Annotated in this window: 16 protein-coding genes and 1 pseudogene; 9 read left to right on the plus strand and 8 right to left on the minus strand. The window is 42.8% G+C overall.

All coding sequences use genetic code 11. The features are described 5' to 3' along the window. Positions 1-2: 2 nt before the first annotated feature. The 3 genes from lpxK to kdsB are packed head-to-tail and all read left to right on the plus strand — an operon-like array spanning position 3 to position 1,919. Positions 3-1,010: a tetraacyldisaccharide 4'-kinase gene (gene lpxK / locus B5D54_RS09385; RefSeq protein ID WP_078926281.1), complete on the plus strand. Its 1,008-nt coding sequence runs from the start codon at positions 3-5 to the stop codon at positions 1,008-1,010. Continuing rightward, positions 991-1,170 (plus strand): Trm112 family protein, encoded by a 180-nt coding sequence (locus B5D54_RS09390; protein ID WP_078926282.1) that lies wholly within the window; start codon positions 991-993, stop codon positions 1,168-1,170. The genes lpxK and B5D54_RS09390 overlap by 20 nt, the downstream gene beginning before the upstream one ends. Further along, the gene (gene kdsB / locus B5D54_RS09395) at positions 1,170-1,919 is read left to right on the plus strand and encodes a 3-deoxy-manno-octulosonate cytidylyltransferase (RefSeq protein WP_078926283.1); all 750 of its coding nucleotides are present in this window, start codon (positions 1,170-1,172) and stop codon (positions 1,917-1,919) included. The genes B5D54_RS09390 and kdsB overlap by 1 nt, the downstream gene beginning before the upstream one ends. Before the next feature lie 97 nt (positions 1,920-2,016). Here the strand turns inward: kdsB and B5D54_RS09400 are convergent, their stop codons facing one another. The 3 genes from B5D54_RS09400 to B5D54_RS09410 all read right to left on the minus strand — a co-directional run bounded on the left by B5D54_RS09400 (position 2,017) and on the right by B5D54_RS09410 (position 6,883). Next, positions 2,017-3,555, minus strand: coding sequence for a SpoVR family protein (locus B5D54_RS09400; protein ID WP_078926284.1), 1,539 nt, complete (start codon positions 3,553-3,555; stop codon positions 2,017-2,019). A gap of 11 nt (positions 3,556-3,566) precedes the next feature. Then, positions 3,567-4,838, minus strand: coding sequence for a YeaH/YhbH family protein (locus B5D54_RS09405; RefSeq protein WP_078926285.1), 1,272 nt, complete (start codon positions 4,836-4,838; stop codon positions 3,567-3,569). 110 nt (positions 4,839-4,948) lie between these two features. Further along, on the minus strand, positions 4,949-6,883 hold the full coding sequence (locus tag B5D54_RS09410) for a PrkA family serine protein kinase (protein ID WP_078926286.1): 1,935 nt from the start codon (positions 6,881-6,883) through the stop codon (positions 4,949-4,951). 296 nt (positions 6,884-7,179) lie between these two features. Between B5D54_RS09410 and B5D54_RS09415 the strand changes: the two genes are divergently transcribed. After that, on the plus strand, positions 7,180-7,935 hold the full coding sequence (locus B5D54_RS09415; RefSeq protein ID WP_078926287.1) for a MipA/OmpV family protein: 756 nt from the start codon (positions 7,180-7,182) through the stop codon (positions 7,933-7,935). A 57-nt stretch (positions 7,936-7,992) separates the two neighbouring features. Here the strand turns inward: B5D54_RS09415 and B5D54_RS09420 are convergent, their stop codons facing one another. The 4 genes from B5D54_RS09420 to B5D54_RS09435 form a co-directional block, all read right to left on the minus strand. Continuing rightward, positions 7,993-8,493, minus strand: coding sequence for a YfbU family protein (locus B5D54_RS09420; protein ID WP_078926288.1), 501 nt, complete (start codon positions 8,491-8,493; stop codon positions 7,993-7,995). Between the two features lie 242 nt (positions 8,494-8,735). Then, entirely contained in the window at positions 8,736-9,476 is a 741-nt protein-coding gene (gene pflA, locus B5D54_RS09425) for a pyruvate formate lyase 1-activating protein (RefSeq protein ID WP_078926289.1), read from the minus strand. Between the two features lie 197 nt (positions 9,477-9,673). Continuing rightward, positions 9,674-11,950: a formate C-acetyltransferase gene (gene pflB, locus B5D54_RS09430; RefSeq protein ID WP_078926290.1), complete on the minus strand. Its 2,277-nt coding sequence runs from the start codon at positions 11,948-11,950 to the stop codon at positions 9,674-9,676. A gap of 337 nt (positions 11,951-12,287) precedes the next feature. After that, positions 12,288-13,832: a DUF3360 family protein gene (locus B5D54_RS09435; protein WP_078926291.1), complete on the minus strand. Its 1,545-nt coding sequence runs from the start codon at positions 13,830-13,832 to the stop codon at positions 12,288-12,290. A 597-nt stretch (positions 13,833-14,429) separates the two neighbouring features. Between B5D54_RS09435 and B5D54_RS09440 the strand changes: the two genes are divergently transcribed. From B5D54_RS09440 to B5D54_RS09455, 4 genes are all read left to right on the plus strand, one after another. Next, complete coding sequence (locus B5D54_RS09440) at positions 14,430-15,200, plus strand: ABC transporter ATP-binding protein (protein WP_078926292.1); 771 nt, start codon at positions 14,430-14,432, stop codon at positions 15,198-15,200. Between the two features lie 100 nt (positions 15,201-15,300). Continuing rightward, the gene (locus B5D54_RS09445) at positions 15,301-16,077 is read left to right on the plus strand and encodes an ABC transporter substrate-binding protein (protein WP_078926293.1); all 777 of its coding nucleotides are present in this window, start codon (positions 15,301-15,303) and stop codon (positions 16,075-16,077) included. A gap of 118 nt (positions 16,078-16,195) precedes the next feature. Then, on the plus strand, positions 16,196-16,939 hold the full coding sequence (locus tag B5D54_RS09450; RefSeq protein WP_078926294.1) for an ABC transporter permease: 744 nt from the start codon (positions 16,196-16,198) through the stop codon (positions 16,937-16,939). Beyond that, positions 16,939-17,616, plus strand: a complete 678-nt coding sequence (locus B5D54_RS09455; RefSeq protein ID WP_078926295.1) for an ABC transporter permease — start codon at positions 16,939-16,941, stop codon at positions 17,614-17,616. Before B5D54_RS09450 ends, B5D54_RS09455 begins: the two co-directional genes overlap by 1 nt. A 76-nt stretch (positions 17,617-17,692) precedes the next feature. Here the strand turns inward: B5D54_RS09455 and xthA are convergent, their stop codons facing one another. After that, positions 17,693-18,499: an exodeoxyribonuclease III gene (gene xthA / locus B5D54_RS09460; RefSeq protein WP_078926296.1), complete on the minus strand. Its 807-nt coding sequence runs from the start codon at positions 18,497-18,499 to the stop codon at positions 17,693-17,695. A 116-nt stretch (positions 18,500-18,615) separates the two neighbouring features. Here xthA and B5D54_RS09465 point away from each other — a divergent pair. Next, positions 18,616-18,841: pseudogene (locus B5D54_RS09465) on the plus strand (IS110 family transposase); the annotation flags it as partial.

Here is an 18,841-nt window from a genome sequence, read left to right on the forward strand (position 1 = left end):
ACGTGATTGAAAAACTCTGGTTTGAGCGTCATCTAGGTTACTACCTCTTGTGGCCAATCTTGTGGCCATTGAGTGTATTGTTTAAAGCGATAAGCACAGCTCGACGTCGTGCTTTTCAACAAGGGAAAAAGGCGACTTATAAAGCCCCCATTCCTGTTTTTGTGGTGGGAAACATTACGGCTGGGGGGAATGGCAAAACCCCATTTGTCGTCTGGTTGGTGGAAAGATTGCAGCAACAAGGTTATCGACCCGGTGTCGTTTCCCGTGGTTATGGAGCCAAAGCCCCCAGCTATCCTCTGCTAGTAACCAATGACACCTCCACATCACACTGTGGGGATGAACCCAAACTCATCTACCAGAGAACGCAAGCTCCGGTTGCGGTTGATCCTATCCGTTCCAATGCGGTTAAAGCTCTCTTAGCGCTCGGGGTGGATGTGATTGTGACCGATGATGGTTTACAACACTATGCGCTTGAAAGAGATATTGAGTTTGCGGTTGTGGATGGCGTGCGACGTTTTGGAAATCAGCAACTGCTTCCTCTTGGCCCACTACGTGAGCCGATGACACGCTTACAAGAGGTGGATTTTATTATTACCAATGGTGGGCAAGCAGAGACTGGTGAAATGGGGATGGCCTTATCTCCCAGTTTGGCCGTTAATCTTGTCACCGGTGAGAAAATAGCGCTGACCAAGCTTACGCATCTTGTGGCGTGGGCGGGGATTGGCCATCCTGATCGTTTTTTTAAAACGTTAGAAACCTTAGGGGTGGAACCTATCTTGACGCATGGGTTTGCTGATCATCAAGCTTTTGATGAGTCACAATTAAAAGCGTTAGCAAAGAAAGGTGATCACGTCATTATGACGGAGAAAGATGCCGTTAAATGTGCTGGATTTGCCGAAGCTAACTGGTGGTATTTACCCGTTTCTGCTCAGATCTCGTCGGAAGAGACACAGTGCATTTTGAACACAATTAAAGAGGTTATGGAACAGTATGGATCATCGTCTGCTTGAAATCGTTGCCTGCCCAGTTTGTAAAGGGAAGCTCATTTACGATAAAGAGAATCAAGAGTTAATTTGTAAGCTTGATCGCCTTGCTTATCCTATTAAAGAAGGAATTCCGGTTTTGCTTGAGCCGGAAGCTCGTACCATGAAAATGGAAGAGGGGCGCTAATGTCATTTACCGTGGTGATCCCCGCCCGCTATCAATCGACCCGTTTGCCGGGCAAACCTCTGGCCGACATTGCGGGTAAACCTATGGTTCAGTGGGTGTATGAACAAGCGTTGCAGTCGGGAGCCGAACGCGTGATTGTCGCAACCGATGATCATCGAGTTGAACAAGCGGTACACGATTTCGGTGGATTGGTGTGTATGACATCGGCTGAACACCAGTCAGGCACCGAGCGTTTAGCTGAAGTCGTCGCTTTAATGGGCATTGAGGATGATCATATCATTGTCAATGTGCAAGGTGATGAGCCCTTGATTCCACCGAGCATTATTCGTCAAGTTGCGGATAACTTATCGTCTAGTCAAGCGCCGATGGCCACGTTAGCGGTTGAGATTGATCATCAAGATGAAATCTTTAACCCCAATGCCGTGAAAGTGGTGACAGACAAAGAAGGCTATGCCCTTTATTTTAGCCGGGCGGCGATTCCTTGGGATAGAGATAATTTTGCTTTGCCAGAGAAACCGATAGTTCAACCTCTGATGCGCCATATTGGTATTTATGCCTACCGTGCTGGTTTCATTAATACCTATATTCACTGGCAGCCTAGTATGCTAGAGAAAATAGAAAGCCTAGAACAGCTTAGAGTGCTTTGGTATGGGGAAAAAATTCATGTTGCTGTCGCACTTGAAGCGCCACCAGCAGGGGTTGATACTCCTGAAGATCTAGCCGTTGTCCGTCGAATTATGGCTTGCTAGAGCAAGCCTCCCGAACGGCTTTTCGCTCGTTCGGGAATCACTGCAATTGTTAACCTCGTCTCTTTTCTCCCATTTGTTCTATCAATGAAGCAGCAAGTTAGTGTTTACTGTCGGGCTCATTCTTTGAAGGGCAAGTTGCTAGGAGTTCATGATGGCCACTCTCTTTTCGTTCTTCGAGTTTCACCTCAAAACCCCATAATCGATGCATATGCTTAAGTACTTCATGGTAGCTTGGGGCCAAAGGAATCCGTTCATGGGGGATATACTGTAAGGTGATTGAGCGATCCCCCCGAACATCCACATTATAAACTTGAATATTGGGTTCTAAATGGCTCAGGTTATATTGGGCAGCCAGTTTTTCACGAATTTTCTGATAACCAAACTCATCGTGGATGGCGCTGATTTCAATAAAGTTTTTATGGTCATCATCACAGATAGCAAACAATTTAAAGTCCCGGATTAATTTGGGTGATAAATATTGACTAATAAAGCTTTCATCTTTGTAGTTCTGCATCGCAAAGTGGACCGCCTCTAACCAATCGCTTCCTGCCAATTCAGGAAACCAGTGTCTATCCTCTTCGGTGGGCTCTTCACAGATACGCTTGATATCTCGAAACATGGCAAACCCTAAAGCATAAGGGTTAATGCCACTGTAATAAGGGCTATTGTAAGAGGGTTGAGCAACGACACTAGTATGGCTATGTAAAAACTCAAGGATGAATTTATCGGAAACGACTCCTTCATCATAGAGATGATTGAGGATAGTGTAGTGCCAAAATGTTGCCCAACCTTCATTCATGACTTGGGTTTGTTTTTGTGGATAAAAGTATTGGCTGATTTTGCGGACAATCCGCACAATTTCTCTCTGCCAAGATTCAAGTAGTGGAGCGTGTTTTTCAATAAAATAGAGAATATTTTCTTGAGGTTCACTAGGAAAGCGAGCTTGAGATTCCGCAGCTTTCGTTTTTTGTGGGACGGTGCGCCATAACGCATTTACTTGAGATTGTAGATAGGCTTCACGCTCTTCTTGGCGAACTTTCTCTTCCGCAATCGAGATTTTTTCCGGCCGTTTATAACGATCAACCCCATAATTCATTAATGCATGGCAAGAATCGAGGAGTTGTTCAACTTCATGAACACCATATTTTTCTTCACACTGAGCCAGATAGTTTTTGGCAAATAAAAGATAGTCAATAATTGAACTGGCATCGGTCCAAGTTTGAAACAGGTAGTTGCCTTTAAAGAAAGAGTTATGCCCATAGCAAGCATGTGCCATGACTAACGCTTGCATGGTGACGGTGTTTTCTTCCATCAAATAAGCAATGCAAGGGTCAGAGTTAATGACAATTTCATACGCAAGCCCCATCTGCCCATGCTTGTAGTTTTGTTCTGTTTGAATAAATTTCTTACCAAATGACCAGTGATTGTAATTGATGGGCATGCCAATACTTGAGTAAGCATCCATCATTTGTTCTGAGGTAATGACTTCTATCTGATTTGGGTAAGTATCTAGACGATAGTATTTGGCGACCCGTTTAATCTCTTGATGATATTGTTCAAGCAAATCAAAGGTCCAATCGGGGCCATCGGGTAGGCGAGTTTTTTTAGAGAGCGTTGCCGATTTCTTATGACTCATTTAGATTCCCTCTATGCGGTTTCCTTGTGAAATAACTCCCTAAACACAGGGAAAATATCTTCAACACTACGGATGTTTTTCATCGCAAAGTGGTCAAAAGTTTCGATAAGTTTTTCGTACTCATGCCATAAGGTTTGATGAGAGCGGCGAGTGATTTCAATATACGCAAAGTATTGGCATTTAGGGAGCAACTGGCTAGCAAGCAGTTCTTTACAGCGAGGTGAATCATCGGCCCAGTTATCTCCATCAGAGGCTTGCGCTGCATAAATATTCCACTCACCTTGCGGGTAGCGTTCTTCAACAATGTCATGCATCAGTTTCAGTGCGCTGGAAACGATCGTTCCTCCCGTTTCTTGTGAATAGAAAAACTCGTGCTCATCGACTTCTTTGGCTTGGGTATGATGGCGAATAAAGACCACTTCCACATTTTCGTAAGTTCGGGTTAGAAATAGATAGAGCAAAACATAAAAACGTTTGGCGATATCTTTGGTGGCTTGATCCATTGAACCAGACACATCCATTAAGCAGAACATGACCGCTTGGCTTGTTGGAACTGGCCGTTTTTCATAATTTTTAAAACGTAAATCAAACGTATCAATAAAAGGAACACTCTCTATTTTACGCCTGAGTTCCGCTATCTCTTCTTTTAGCTGTTTTTCTGCTAATAACTGTGCCGGTTCTTCCTGTTGTATTTTTTCCAGTTCCTGTTCTAACTCTCGCATTAAGCGCCGTTTCCCGGCGGTCATTGCGGTTCGACGAGCTAAAGAGTTCTGTAAAGAACGGACAATGGCAATGTTGGCCGGAACACCTGCGCTCTGAAAACCTGCACGATGTGTTTTCCACTCTTTAATTTTATTGATCTGGGTTTTGTCGAGGTTAGGAAGGGCTAAATCTTCAAATAGAATATCTAAGTATTCATCTTTTGAAAGTTGAAAAACGAAAGCATCTTCTCCTTCACCATCTTGGCTGGCTTCTCCTTCCCCTGAACCTTCACCTTGTCCTCCACCTTTTGGGCGTTCAATTTTATCCCCTCGAATAAACTGGTCGTTCCCAGGATGCACTCGTTCTTTTAGGCCTCCTTTCCCTTGATGGAATATCGGTTCTTTAATGTCACGTTGTGGAATAGAGACGTCTTCACCTGATTCAGTATTGGTGATTGAACGATGGTTGACCGCATCCGCAACAGACTCTTTGATTTGGTCTTTATAACGGCGTAGAAAACGCTGCCGATTGACGGCGCTTTTATTTTTACCGTTTAACCTTCTATCAATAAATTGCGCCATGAAATTCTCCCTGTAAACGTCACCCTAATAAGCTGAAATCGCTTATACGCTGCGGGTCGGCTTGACGGTCAGTGGCCTAGTGCCACTGACAGGTTGAGCCACTTGCACAATTAAGAGGCTTTACGAACACGTAAATACCACTCAGAGAGCAACCGAACTTGCTTCTCTGTATACCCTTTCTCCATCATTCGAGCGACAAAGTTATCGTGTTTCTTCTGATCTTCAGAAGAGGTTTTAGCATTAAAAGAGATAACGGGGAGCAGCTCTTCAGTATTGGAGAACATTTTTTTCTCGATGACCGTACGAAGTTTTTCATAGCTCGTCCACATGGGGTTCTGACCATTGTTATTGGCTCGAGCTCGCAAGACAAAGTTAACAATTTCATTGCGGAAATCTTTCGGATTACTGATCCCCGCAGTTTTTTCGATTTTCTCAAGTTCATCATTAAGTGCTGAGCGATCAAACAATTGGCCGGTTTCTGGGTCTCGATATTCTTGATCTTGAATCCAGAAGTCGGCGTAAGTAACGTAACGGTCAAAAATATTTTGTCCATATTCAGAATAGGACTCTAGATAGGCGGTTTGAATTTCTTTACCAATAAACTCCACATAGCGAGGTACTAAGTACCCTTTAATAAATTCAAGGTAACGATCGGCCGTTTCTTGTGGAAATTGCTCGCGTTCTACCTGCTGCTCAATCACATAGAACAAGTGGACAGGATTAGCCGCGACTTCCGCTTGATCGAAATTGAAGACGCGGGAGAGAATTTTAAAAGCAAAGCGCGTTGATAGACCTGACATTCCTTCATCAACCCCCGCATAGTCTCGGTATTCTTGATAACTTTTTGCTTTTGGATCGGTATCTTTCAGGGTTTCGCCATCATAGACGCGCATTTTTGAAAAGATGGACGAGTTCTCTGGCACTTTAAGTCGGGAAAGCACACTAAATTGAGCTAAGAGTTCTAATGTACTAGGGGCTCGAGGCGCTTGATAGAGCTCACTATGTTCAAGCAGTTTTTCATAAATTTTGACTTCTTCTGAGACGCGTAAGCAATAAGGCACCTTGACGATATATACGCGGTCAAGAAATGCTTCATTATTCTTATTATTACGGAATGCTTGCCATTCTGACTCATTGGAGTGAGCGAGAATCATGCCATCAAAGGGGAGGGCGGATAACCCTTCTGTACCGTTATAGTTTCCTTCCTGAGTGGCCGTTAACAGCGGGTGTAAGACTTTGATTGGTGCTTTGAACATCTCCACAAACTCCATCAACCCTTGATTGGCACGGCATAGAGCGCCGGAATAACTATAAGCATCGGGATCATCTTGGGAATAGTGTTCCAATTTACGAATATCAACCTTACCCACTAAAGAGGAAATATCTTGGTTATTTTCATCACCCGGTTCGGTTTTGGCTATAGCGATTTGATCGAGAATCGAAGGGCGAACTTTAACGACTTTAAATTGGGTGATATCACCACCGAACTCATGTAACCGTTTCGCCGCCCAAGGAGACATAATGGAACGTAAGTAACGTTTATCAATGCCATATTCACGTTTAAGTAACTCACCATCTTCATTTACATCAAACAGGCAAAATGGGTGGTCATTGACTGGGCTACGCTGCCCATTAGCAGAAAGAATGTAGATGGGCATTTGTTGCATCAGCGCTTTGAGTTTTTCAGCTAAAGAGGATTTTCCTCCACCGACGGGGCCAAGTAGGTATAAAATCTGTTTACGCTCTTCAAGCCCTTGTGCGGCATGTTTAAGGTAAGAGACTATCTGTTCAATGGCTTCTTCCATACCATAGAAATCAGCAAAAGGTTGATAACGAGAAATCACCCTATTGGAAAAAATTCGGCTAAGCCGAGGATCTTTGGCTGTATCTATAAGTTCTGGTTTACCAATGGCCAACAGTAAACGTTCTGCCGCATTTGCATAAGCACTTTTGTCATCTTTACAGAGATCTAAAAAGGCTTGTATAGACAGTTCTTCATCCTTGGCTGCTTCGTAGCGGGCCTGAAAATGGTCAAAAATACTCATTGTGCATCCCCTCTTTAAATGTCTTATTAGACAGATAACTGCTTAAAAACATAACTCCCTAACATGTTAAGCCTAGATCGTATTTGTCGATTTTGCTTAAAGATTATGTATTTATTTAAAAATTGTTATAGGAGATGCGGGCTAATATTTTGCTCAAATGTTTTTGAGCAAAAGGGGGGAAATGAGAATAATATGACTGAAACGATGAAAACAAATGAGCCTTAAAGATTGTATCAATAGATTGCAAGTCGTATTATCGCACACAATATTATATTGAGAATAAATACCAGGTTAATATGTCCCATTTTAGTCTTAAACGTGTATGGTTGTTTTGCTTCCTGCTGTTCTCTTCCGTGGCACACGCTGACATGTCTCAATGGTCGGTAGGGGTGGCGGCAGCTTATTCCCCTGCCGTCTATAAAGATACGCCATCGAATCGAACGGTCATTCCGGTGATCGGCTATGAAGGCGAACATATCTTCTTACGTGGCTTTGATGCGGGGTATCGTTTATTTCCACAAGGCTCAACGCAGAATATTGTGTTCCGTGTTGCCTTTGACCCAAGAACACTGAAGCCTTCTGATTCCGATGACCCACAAATTCGTTTACTCGACAAACGTAAGGCGACGGTGTTAGGGAGAGTGAGTTATCAGCTTTATACGATGGTGGGAATGTGGGAAGCCAGTATTGGCTCTGATATCGCGGGAAGGCATAACGGTGTCTATGGCGAATTAGCTTGGCGTTTACCGATTCGTTTTGAACGTTGGGGAATTACGCCTTCGATTGGTTATGCTTATAATTCTGATAAACTCAATAATCACCTATATGGCGTTTCGGCTCATGAAGCCGCTCGTAGTGGATTAGAGAAATATGATGCCGATTGGGATGGACAGTATTTTGTTGGTGCAACGGCTTACTGGGCGGTCACACATAATATTCGTATTTCTGGCGGTATTCGTTATACCAATTTAGAAGGGGATATCTCTGCAAGCCCTGTTGTAGGGAGTAGTGCAGGAACCATGGGAACGCTGGGAATGGTTTACTTGTTTTAATGGCCCTCTAGCAAGGGGGTAATAGAAGGGAAGCGCTGATGGCTTCCCTTTTTCGTATTAAGCGTTAATGATCTGCGCTAATTCATTGGCAGATAAATGGTATTGCCTTGGACAATTTCGCCATGTGGTGAGCATCCGGCGATATTTGTCCTGCATGGGGATTTGGCTATTAAAGTGGTGTTCGCTTTGCTCAAAGTGGGAATACAGTTTTTCTGTATTGACAAGAAAACGGACATAGTTAACTAACTGAGCTTCTGAAGCAATGTCATAACCAAGGAAGTTAAGACGGCGAGCATCAAGATGCTGGCGGTGAGTATCATCGAGCATTTTGTAAGATTCTTGCATAGCGTGATACATTTCCATCACGTCGATCACTTCACGGCATTGAGCTTCGGATAAGCAGCCAAATTCTTTGTCTAATTCGCACATTTGCAATTCGTAACCACGTTCAACAATGGTTTGTAAGCGTTTGTATTTATCCGCATTCGTGGGGTCGAGTTGGGACATTAAAACATATTGGTTCGATAGGATTAGACGTTGTGCATTAGTCATTTCCATGGCTAGCCTCACTATACTCATGTTAGTCAATTTGCTTAAGATAAGGTTAACAGCAATCGATGATTTTGAAACATGATCTCAACACGGATTTAATGTTAAAAGCCTAAAATTTCGATGTTATCAAAATAGGAAGACAGTCATTTACAGTGTGGTTTGTGGGGCCGAGGATGCTTTGTCGGTTAATTGAGGTTGGAATGAAAATAAAAACACCAGGGGGTTCCCAGTGTTTTTATGGTTAAGGCTCAGTATTTGACGTTTGGATGGTACTGCTTCAATACTGAGACAATACTCTCCATGGTTTCTTTACTGGGAGGGTTAACACCGTCTAGAGGATAGCTTTCTCCCATCGCTTCCCATTTATGAGCCCCTAACTTGTGATAAGGCAGAAGCTCTATTTTTTCAATGTTATCCATGTCTTGAATAAATTGCCCAAGTAGATGAGCCGATTCTTCATCATCAGTATAACCGGGAACCACCACATAGCGGATCCACGTGGTTTTACCCATTTTATTCAGATAACGCGCAAAATCTAAGGTCCGCTTGTTGGAAACCCCAATTAGGTCTTGGTGAATCTCATCTTTCATCTGTTTAATATCTAACATGACGAGATCGGTAACATCCAACACTTCATCAATCACTGGCGTGTACTTTCGGATATAGCCGTTGGTATCTAAACAGGTATGAATACCTTCTGCTTTGGCGGCTTTAAAAAAATCGCGGACAAATTCAGGTTGTAGCATGGATTCACCACCAGAGCAGGTGACTCCACCACCAGAGGCATTCATAAAATGACGATAAGATTTGGCTTCAGCAATAATTTCTTCTACAGAGACTTCTTTACCAGAATGGGTATCCCAGGTATCTCTATTGTGGCAATACTTACAACGGAATAAGCAACCTTGTAAAAAGATGATGAATCGAATACCAGGGCCATCAACAGTACCACAAGACTCAAATGAATGGATACGACCAATAGTAGACATAAGCGGCTCTCATTTACTGTGTTTAACGTTATTTTATTACAAAAGGTAGGGATTAAATAGGGGGAAACCGTCTTATCTCGGGAGTCAGCTCTAGGAAATCTACCACCTACTGTACAGCTTCTTTTGTCGATGGCTCAGAAAAAAGAAAAACCCCGCTCAAAGAGCGAGGTTTTGTGCAACGGATAACCGTTAAGTTATTATAGTGATTCAGTGAAAGTACGTGCGATAACGTCTTGTTGCTGCTCAGCAGTTAAAGAGTTAAAACGTACAGCATAACCTGATACACGAATAGTCAATTGTGGGTATTTCTCTGGGTGTTTAACCGCATCAAGTAGCGTTTCACGGTTAAGCACGTTCACGTTTAGGTGTTGACCACCTTCAATACCAGCTTCGTGGTGGAAGTAACCATCCATCAGACCAGCAAGGTTAGCACGTTGTGAACCTTCATCTTTACCTAGTGCATTTGGCACGATAGAGAAAGTATAAGAGATACCATCTTTTGCATGAGCAAAAGGTAGTTTACCCACTGAAGTTAATGAAGCAACTGCACCTTTTTCATCACGGCCGTGCATTGGGTTTGCACCTGGAGCGAATGGAGCACCAGCGCGGCGTCCATCAGGTGTGTTACCTGTTTTCTTACCATATACAACGTTTGAAGTAATAGTAAGAATAGACTGTGTTGGAATTGCATTACGGTAAGTGTTCAGTGAACGGATTTTGTTCATGAAGACTTCAACCAATTCACAAGCGATGTCATCAACGCGAGCATCGTTGTTACCAAATTTAGGATAATCACCTTCGATTTCAAAATCGATAGCAATGCCATCTTCATCACGAACCGGTTTTACTTTCGCGTATTTAATAGCAGACAGAGAGTCAGCAGCAACAGACAGACCTGCGATACCACATGCCATTGTACGTTTTACGTCACGGTCATGCAGTGCCATAAGCGCAGCTTCATAGCTGTATTTGTCATGCATATAGTGAATAGAGTTCAATGCTGTGACGTATTGTTTTGCTAACCAATCCATGAAGTGATCCATCTTGTCCCACACGTCAGCGTAGTCAAGCACTTCATCAGTGATTTTAGGCATTTTAGGGCCGACTTGCATTTTTAGCTTCTCATCCACACCACCGTTGATAGTGTAAAGCATGGTTTTCGCTAAGTTTGCACGAGCGCCGAAGAATTGCATTTGTTTACCCACAACCATTGGGGATACACAACAGGCGATAGCATAGTCGTCAGATTCGAAGTCAGGGCGCATAAGGTCATCGTTTTCATACTGAATCGATGAAGTATCGATAGACACTTTGGCACAGAATTTTTTGAAGCCAACAGGTAGTTGCTCAGACCATAGAACCGTGATGTTTGGCTCTGGTGATGGGCCCATAGTGTATAGGCTGTTTAGGAAACGGAAGTTGGTGCGAGTAACCAAAGTACGACCGTCAAGACCCATACCACCCATAGATTCTGTTGCCCAGATTGGGTCGCCAGAGAATAGTTCATCATATTCAGGTGTACGTAGGAAGCGAACCATGCGTAGTTTCATGACGAAATGGTCGATCATCTCTTGTGCTTCTTCTTCTGTGATTTTGCCCGCTTTCATATCGCGTTCAATATACACATCAAGGAAAGTAGAAGTACGGCCAAGAGACATTGCTGCGCCGTTTTGAGATTTAACGGCCGCTAGGTAGCCAAAGTAAGTCCACTGAATCGCTTCTTGTGCGGTTTCTGCTGGACGGCTGATATCACAACCATATTTTGCAGCCATGACTTTCATTTGGCCAAGTGCACGGTGTTGCTCGGCAATTTCTTCACGAAGTTGCATCGTCATTTGAAGATCTTCGCCATTTTCAAATTTCTCTTGTAGAGAAGTGAACTGAGCGAATTTGTCTTTCATTAGGTAATCAATACCGTACAGTGCAACACGACGGTAGTCACCAATGATACGACCACGACCATAAGCATCAGGTAAGCCAGTTAAAACACCAGATTTACGACAAGCCATAATTTCAGGTGTATAGATATCGAATACGCCTTGGTTATGAGTTTTACGATATTCAGTGTAGATTTTCTTCACTTCAGGATCGAGTTCACGATCATAAGCTTTGCACGAACTTTCAACCATACGGATACCACCGTTAGGAATGAGAGCACGTTTTAATGGTTTTTCAGTTTGAAGACCTACGATTTTTTCTAGATCTTTATTGATGTAGCCCGCATCGTGGGCAGTGATGGTAGAGATAACAGAAGTATCAAAATCAACAGGAGCGTGTGTTGAGTTTTCCTGTTTGATCCCTTCCATTACTTTTTCCCAAAGCTTATTGGTTGCTTCAGTACCTTCAGAAACTAGGAAAGATTCGTCACCTTCATATGGTGTGTAGTTCTTTTGAATAAAATCACGAACGTTGACTTCGTTTTGCCAGTCACCTGCAACAAAACCTTCCCAAGCTTTAGCAAATTGCTCTGCCATGACATACCTACCTTTTTAGTAGAAAAAACACGTACTGTTTCGCCGTTGAGCCAGCTATCCTGTATGCAACAGGAGGCAGTACACTCTATGAATAACAATATCTATAGTCGAATCGATATATACATTGATTTGAATATAAATATGGTCATTGGTTCCGGTTGAGAGTCAATTTAAGCTAAAAAAAATTCGCAAACCTTAAACTAAATCAATAAAACTTAAAAAATACAGATAAAATTTGGGTAGTGCATTCACACTACCCAATAATGATAAGTTTCGTCCCTAGAGAGTATAGACAGATTTTCTGATCTTATCCGGTTTACTCCGGTTTATCCTTATCTTAGTGCAACCAAGCTTTGATTCCGTACTGGCTATCGAGCATGCCGACGGCCAACATGGCAACAAGGCAAATAATCAGCACACCACCTGGGATAATAATCTTATCGACAAAAGAAAGTTTTTCTGCCCGTGATTTATCACCAATCAGCCCGTTATTATCTAACAACATGGTCAATGCCCAAGCGAGTACAGGGTTTACAACGGCTGAACCAAAGATGCAGATCCCCGCCGCTTGCGAATCTTTTGTGTCTCTAACCATTTGCATACCCGCCTCTAATAGAGGAAGGAAGACCCCAACAAGTAGTGCGATACGCATAACGGGAGGCCATACCGCAACATCCATTGGGAAACCAAGAATGGCAATGATGATACATAATGTACCGAGAATAATGGCTCCACCAGGAATGGGGCGTTTTGCAATCGCGGCTGGGATCATATACGTACCCCACGACGAGGTGATATTACCACCACCGAGTGATGTACCTACCATTTGACGGATAGAACACATGGTCATTGTGTCATCGACATCCATCAATACTTTTTCGGTTTTGCGTGGATAGTTCAGCTCTTGGAAGATACGGTGACCTAAGAAATCAGGTGACCACATCGCTACCGCAAGAATAGCGAAAGGTAAGGACGCAATGAAATGCTCAATAGTGGGTAGCCCCAACATCCAACCTTGTTCTGTACTTCCCCACCAATAAACTGGGTTAAGGTTTGGCAGGCCCGTTTGGGTTTCAAATTGCAGATCAAATCCGGCACCAAAAATTAATGCCAGCAGCAATCCAGTAAAGGCACAAACAGGGATGGCTAACCAACGCATGTTGATCTTAGCAAGAAACGCATACAGAACAATATTGATTCCCAGAACGACGAGTCCGATATACCCCATCTCTCCTGCAGCAATATCAGCAGATTGCAAACTGGTTGCCCACTCTTGTATTGAGGTGATCTGGCTCATGGTTCCTGTAAAACCGAGGAAGATAAGTAGGCCTCCGGCTGTTCCCTCCGAGGTGAGGTTGACCAGTTTGGAGCCCCCTTTAAAGTAGCTTAAAATGAGTCCAAATACCCCTAGCAAAAGAGCGAGAGCAAGAGGGTGGGCACCAGCAAGCGCAATGGTACCGATAAGGGGAATCATTGGACCGTGGTTACCCGCAAGGTTGGCTCGTGGGTTAAAAAAACCAGAGGAGAGAATACAGAAAAGCAGTGCTGGGAATAACATTTCTACACGAGCGACTTCGATAGCGAAATCTTTCCCGAGATTGATATGATCCCACGTTTGGGTGAGTCCCTCTGCCCAAGACATACTGACGGCAGAATACATGGCAATAATGCCAATGGTTCCTGCCAACGCTGGGACAAAGTCTTCCAACTCAAAACGAAAGTCTCGACCAGGGAGGTTTAACCCGAAGCGACGTGGCTTCATGATTTGCAACTCATGATCTAGGTAATCGGAGCGGCTTTTAAACTCAGATGATGGACGATGCAGTTCTTGATAACTTTTCGTCTCGATGTCTGAGCGCTCTTTATTGATTACGTCTGACATAGATTCCTCATATTAATAAAAGTTAGTAAATTTTTATTGAATTTTATTTAACTTGCTAACACGACATGTATTCGTTGCATAACCACGATCGTTTTATGCAGTTTTCACCGACCAACGTTATGAATATAGAGTATTCTTTTATTGGTTAGCGAGTTTAACGTTCTAATCCTTTATGGTGATTGATCTTGATCACTTTAAGAATAAATATGAAATAAAACTACATACATACTGAAAAATCAGTAACATAGCGTGAGTTTTAGTGAAATTTTTTTTCATTTCTTACCGTTTGTCACTGAATGGATAATTTTCAGTGGTATTTTTTTGATGTGAGAATTGTTATCTACTGAAAGTTGTAAGCGAGCTGCTTGCTATTTTTGTTATCAAATTGTTTTTTATTTTTTACTTATCAGTCGTATTTTGTCATACAAATAGAACAGCTTAAACGACTGCTGCGTGAATCAATACTCATATTATCTAACTAAATATGCTCTCATTTGCAGGTTAATAACATGTTGCATGTGGAGAGCTTGAGTGCTAATTTGTAGAAAAAATGAAGCTGGATTGCTTAATATAAATAAATACAGGGAGTTAAAGCGCATGAGTGATGTTCCCGCGCTGGATATCAAAAACCTGCATAAAACCTTTGGCCAGAATGAAGTGCTGAAAGGCATTTCATTGCAAGCTCACAAAGGAGATGTGATTTCAATTATTGGCTCTTCTGGCTCAGGGAAAAGCACTTTCCTACGCTGTATTAATTTACTTGAAACCCCGACATCTGGTGAAATTTGGGTAAATAATGAACTTATTCAGATGAAAACCACTCGCCAAGGTGACGTGCGCCCCGTGAATGATAAACAGGTACAGCGAATTCGCTCACGTTTAGCTATGGTTTTCCAAGGGTTTAACCTTTGGTCTCACATGACGGTATTAGAAAATGTGATTGAAGCTCCTGTTCATGTGCTTAAGGTTCCTAAAGAACAGGCGATTGCTAATGCGGAAACCTTACTCAAAAAGGTGGGGCTTTATGAACGCCGAGATTATTACCCCGGACATTTATCGGGTGGGCAGCAGCAGCGAGCGGCTATCGCTCGTGCATTAGCTGTTGAACCCGAGGTTTTGCTGTTTGATGAACCGACATCAGCTCTTGATCCCGAACTGGTTGGAGAAGTCTTAGGGGTGATGAAAGATCTTGCCCAAGAAGGAAGAACCATGTTAGTGGTCACTCATGAGATGGCGTTTGCTCGGGATGTTTCTAGCCATGTTATGTTTTTGCATCAAGGTATTGTAGAAGAGCAGGGTGAGCCTGAACAATTATTTACTCGTCCTTCGTCAGAAAGATTGAGGCAGTTTATTTCTTCTATTTACTAGGCTATACAGAGTGAGTAACAGCAGCAGGCGAAAACATCACGCTTGCTTGACGTGGTATTAAGGATAAGTAACACAATAAAACAATCACAGGAGTGTGGAAATGAAAAAGTGGTTATTAATGGCAGCCGTTGCTGCAACGGCAGTGTCTGGATTTGCTCAAGCGAAAGAGTGGCAAACGGTACGTTTTGGGATCGAAGGGGCTTATCCTCCTTTTAGTTGGACTGAAGCGGACGGTTCATTACGTGGTTTTGATGTGGATATGGCCAATGCCTTATGCCAAGAAATGCAAGTGGAATGTCGCATCGTTCCACAAGATTGGGATGGCATTATTCCTTCACTGTTGGCTCGTAAATATGATGCGATCATTGCTGCGATGTCCATTACAGAAGAGCGTAAGAAACGTGTAGATTTTACAGAGAAATATGCATTAATCCCAAATAAGTTTATCGCTAAGAAAGGCGCTGGATTGGACTTTACTCCAGAAGGGTTAAAAGGGGTACGAATCGGTGTGCAACGTGCCACAACGCACGATAAGTATTTGACGGACAATTATGGCCGTTCGGTCAATATCGTTCGTTATGGTTCTTTCGATGAGGCTTATCTTGATTTAGCCAATGGCCGTATTTCTGCCGTCCTTGGTGATGCTTCTGCGTTAGAAGAGGGCGTATTGAATAACGTGGGGGGAGAAGCTTATGAATTTGTCGGTCCTTCATTAACTGACCCTAAGTGGTTTGGTGAAGGGTTTGGCATTGCGGTTCGTAAACAAGATAAAACCCTAACAGATCAGCTTAATAAAGCTATTGCCTCTTTACGTGAAAAAGGCATCTATCAAGAGATTGCGGCTAAGTATTTCAATTATGATGTTTATGGTGATTAAGCCGTATTAGCGAGTCGATTGCTTTAGGAATCGGCTGGTTATCACTAAACCGGGTGGTTGGTCCCTAGCTGACTGCTGTACCCAACCTCCTGGTATTTCAAAGCTAGGAAGAGAGTCTATGCTCGATTTACAAGGATATGAGTCCGCAATTTTAAAAGGGGCTCTTGTGACGATTGAAGTGGCTATTTTGTCGCTTGTATTTGCCATGTTGCTGGGAATGTTAGGAGCATTAGCCAAGTTAGCGCCTTTTCGTTGGGCAAGAGCCATAGCGACACTCTACACCACCATCATTCGGGGTATTCCAGATTTAGTACTCATGATGTTGATCTTTTTTGGTGGACAAATCTTATTAAATAACAGCTTATATTCTATCAATGAATGGCTCAATACTGGGCTTGCTTATTTTGATTCAGAACATCAGTGGGTTTCTTATCTTCCTGATTATCTTGATGTTAGCCCATTCATTGCTGGTGTGCTAACTATTGGCTTTATATTTGGTGCTTACATGGCTGAAACTTTCCGAGGTGCGATTATGGCGGTCGATAAAGGGGAGTTGGAAGCAGCAAAAGCCTACGGAATGAGTTCTTCGTTAGCTTTTCGCCGAATATTGCTGCCTCAGATGATTCGTCATGCTTTGCCCGGGTTTGGTAACAATTGGTTAGTATTGCTAAAAACCACAGCACTGGTCTCCATTATTGGATTAGAAGACATGGTTCGAGTCAGTGCTATGGCCGCAGGTTCAACGAGAATGCCTTTTACTTTCTACCTTGCCGTTGCTCTTATTTTCTTATTTTTTACCAGCGTATCGACCGGTTTACTGAAATTAGTTGAACGTAAATTCAGTATGCATACGAGGTCATGATGGATTTTTCAGTCATCGTTGAGAGTTTCCCCCTTTACTTTAGTGGTTTGTGGACCACAACTTGGTTGGTCGGTTTATCGCTTATTATTGGATTAATGGTTGCGATCCCGTTAGCGATTGCTCGTAATAGTCAACATGGCATCATTTGGGTTCCGGCTTGGGGATACATTTATTTTTTTCGTGGCACTCCGTTATTAGTTCAGCTTTATTTAATTTATTACGGAATGGATCAGTTTTTCCCAGTGAAAGATACTTGGTGGGAAAATGCATGGTTTTGTGCGTTAGTGGCTTTCATTCTTAATACCTCAGCTTATACCGCGGAAATTGTTCGTGGAGCCATTAATGGTTTAGATAAAGGAGAGCTAGAGGCGGCAAAGGCCTATGGAATGACACCGTGGTTAACGTATCGAAGGATTATTTTACCTAGCGCTTTGCGCCGGGCTTTACCAGCATACAGTAACGAAGTGATTTTTATGATACACGGCAGCGCAGTGGCCGGAATCGTGACCATTATGGACTTAACGGGAGTGGCGCGATTGGTCAACTCTCGGCACTACGCACCATTTGAATCTTTTTTAACCGCAGGGCTATTTTATATGGGGCTAACCTTCATTGTTATTGCTTGCTTTAAGCAGGCAGAAAAACGATATTTAGCTTATTTAGCCCCTAGGCAATAATGCTTTGTGCCCTGTTCTTCTATCTCGCGTAGGGCACAAGTTTAATGGCTATTTTGGTTGATTCAGCGTTAATGTTTCACTCAAAGGTTGACCAAATAGGCGCGTGATCGGAAGGTTTTTCGATGGCTCTTAATGGATAATCAATGCCTGAATCGATACATTTAGCGGCCAAACTGGGCGTGGCTAAGATGGCATCAATTCTTAACCCTCGGTTATCATCGAATCCTCGTGAACGGTAGTCAAACCAAGAGAATTGATCATCGACCATAGGGTGCAGTTTACGAAACGTGTCTTCAAACCCCCAATCGAGTAAGCGGGCTAACCATTCGCGTTCTTCGGGTTGGAAAGAGCACTTACCTGTTTTCAGCCAGCGTTTACGGTTAACCTCACCAATACCAATATCTAAGTCAATCGGGCTGATGTTGATATCTCCCATTATAATAAGCTGTTCATCAGGGGTATGATGTTCAGTTAAATAACGCATTAAATCTTGGTAAAACTGGCGCTTATAAGGAAATTTGGTTTCATGGGCGATGTTATCCCCTTGAGGGAAATAGCCATTTAATACGGTGAGGGGGTTCCCTTGTTCATCTAGAAAAGTAGCCATGATCATCCGTTTTTGGTGATCATCATTGTCGGTTGGAAAGCCTTTCATCACTTTAATCGGTTCGTGTTTACAAAGCAGAGCAACCCCATAGTGGGCTTTTTGACCATGAAAATAAACGTGGTAGCCCATGGCTTTAACCTCTTCAATCGGAAAGGCTTCGTCGTGAACCTTTATCTCTTGTAGGCCGATGATATCGGGTTGATGTTTATCGATCATGGCTTGGAGTTGATGGAGTCTTGCTCTTAATCCATTGATATTAAAGCTAATTACTTTCATCTATGATTCCTTTTGGCTTGTTAATCTTAACAAGCTTTGATGTGATGGACGCACCTCCCTTCTAGCGTCGTTGTGCCAAACTAATAGTACAACCATTAAGAGCAGGAGTAACAAGTATGTCTATTAAAGTTGTCGGTATTGATATAGCGAAAAATCTCTTCCAAGTGTGTGTTCTGGGTACAAATGGACAAATTTTATCAAACAGAAAGGTAAAGCGAGATAAGCTTCTCGATACTGTCCGCCAACTACCAGAGCAAACTGCTCTAGCAATGGAGTCATGTGCAACTTCTCATCATTGGGGCAGAATATTTCAAGAGCTAGGATATACAGTGGCTCTTATTC

Source organism: Vibrio cincinnatiensis DSM 19608 (assembly GCF_900167345.1).
Classification (GTDB): domain Bacteria; phylum Pseudomonadota; class Gammaproteobacteria; order Enterobacterales; family Vibrionaceae; genus Vibrio; species Vibrio cincinnatiensis.

Bases quoted from the DNA above. Each gene is read 5' to 3' on its own strand.
- B5D54_RS09390 (WP_078926282.1), top strand. From the start codon at position 991: ATGGATCATCGTCTGCTTGAAATCGTTGCCTGCCCAGTTTGTAAAGGG.
- kdsB (WP_078926283.1), top strand. From the start codon at position 1,170: ATGTCATTTACCGTGGTGATCCCCGCCCGCTATCAATCGACCCGTTTG.
- B5D54_RS09400 (WP_078926284.1), bottom strand. From the start codon at position 3,555: ATGAGTCATAAGAAATCGGCAACGCTCTCTAAAAAAACTCGCCTACCC.
- B5D54_RS09405 (WP_078926285.1), bottom strand. From the start codon at position 4,838: ATGGCGCAATTTATTGATAGAAGGTTAAACGGTAAAAATAAAAGCGCC.
- B5D54_RS09410 (WP_078926286.1), bottom strand. From the start codon at position 6,883: ATGAGTATTTTTGACCATTTTCAGGCCCGCTACGAAGCAGCCAAGGAT.
- B5D54_RS09415 (WP_078926287.1), top strand. From the start codon at position 7,180: ATGTCCCATTTTAGTCTTAAACGTGTATGGTTGTTTTGCTTCCTGCTG.
- B5D54_RS09420 (WP_078926288.1), bottom strand. From the start codon at position 8,493: ATGGAAATGACTAATGCACAACGTCTAATCCTATCGAACCAATATGTT.
- pflA (WP_078926289.1), bottom strand. From the start codon at position 9,476: ATGTCTACTATTGGTCGTATCCATTCATTTGAGTCTTGTGGTACTGTT.
- pflB (WP_078926290.1), bottom strand. From the start codon at position 11,950: ATGGCAGAGCAATTTGCTAAAGCTTGGGAAGGTTTTGTTGCAGGTGAC.
- B5D54_RS09435 (WP_078926291.1), bottom strand. From the start codon at position 13,832: ATGTCAGACGTAATCAATAAAGAGCGCTCAGACATCGAGACGAAAAGT.
- B5D54_RS09440 (WP_078926292.1), top strand. From the start codon at position 14,430: ATGAGTGATGTTCCCGCGCTGGATATCAAAAACCTGCATAAAACCTTT.
- B5D54_RS09445 (WP_078926293.1), top strand. From the start codon at position 15,301: ATGAAAAAGTGGTTATTAATGGCAGCCGTTGCTGCAACGGCAGTGTCT.
- B5D54_RS09450 (WP_078926294.1), top strand. From the start codon at position 16,196: ATGCTCGATTTACAAGGATATGAGTCCGCAATTTTAAAAGGGGCTCTT.
- B5D54_RS09455 (WP_078926295.1), top strand. From the start codon at position 16,939: ATGGATTTTTCAGTCATCGTTGAGAGTTTCCCCCTTTACTTTAGTGGT.
- xthA (WP_078926296.1), bottom strand. From the start codon at position 18,499: ATGAAAGTAATTAGCTTTAATATCAATGGATTAAGAGCAAGACTCCAT.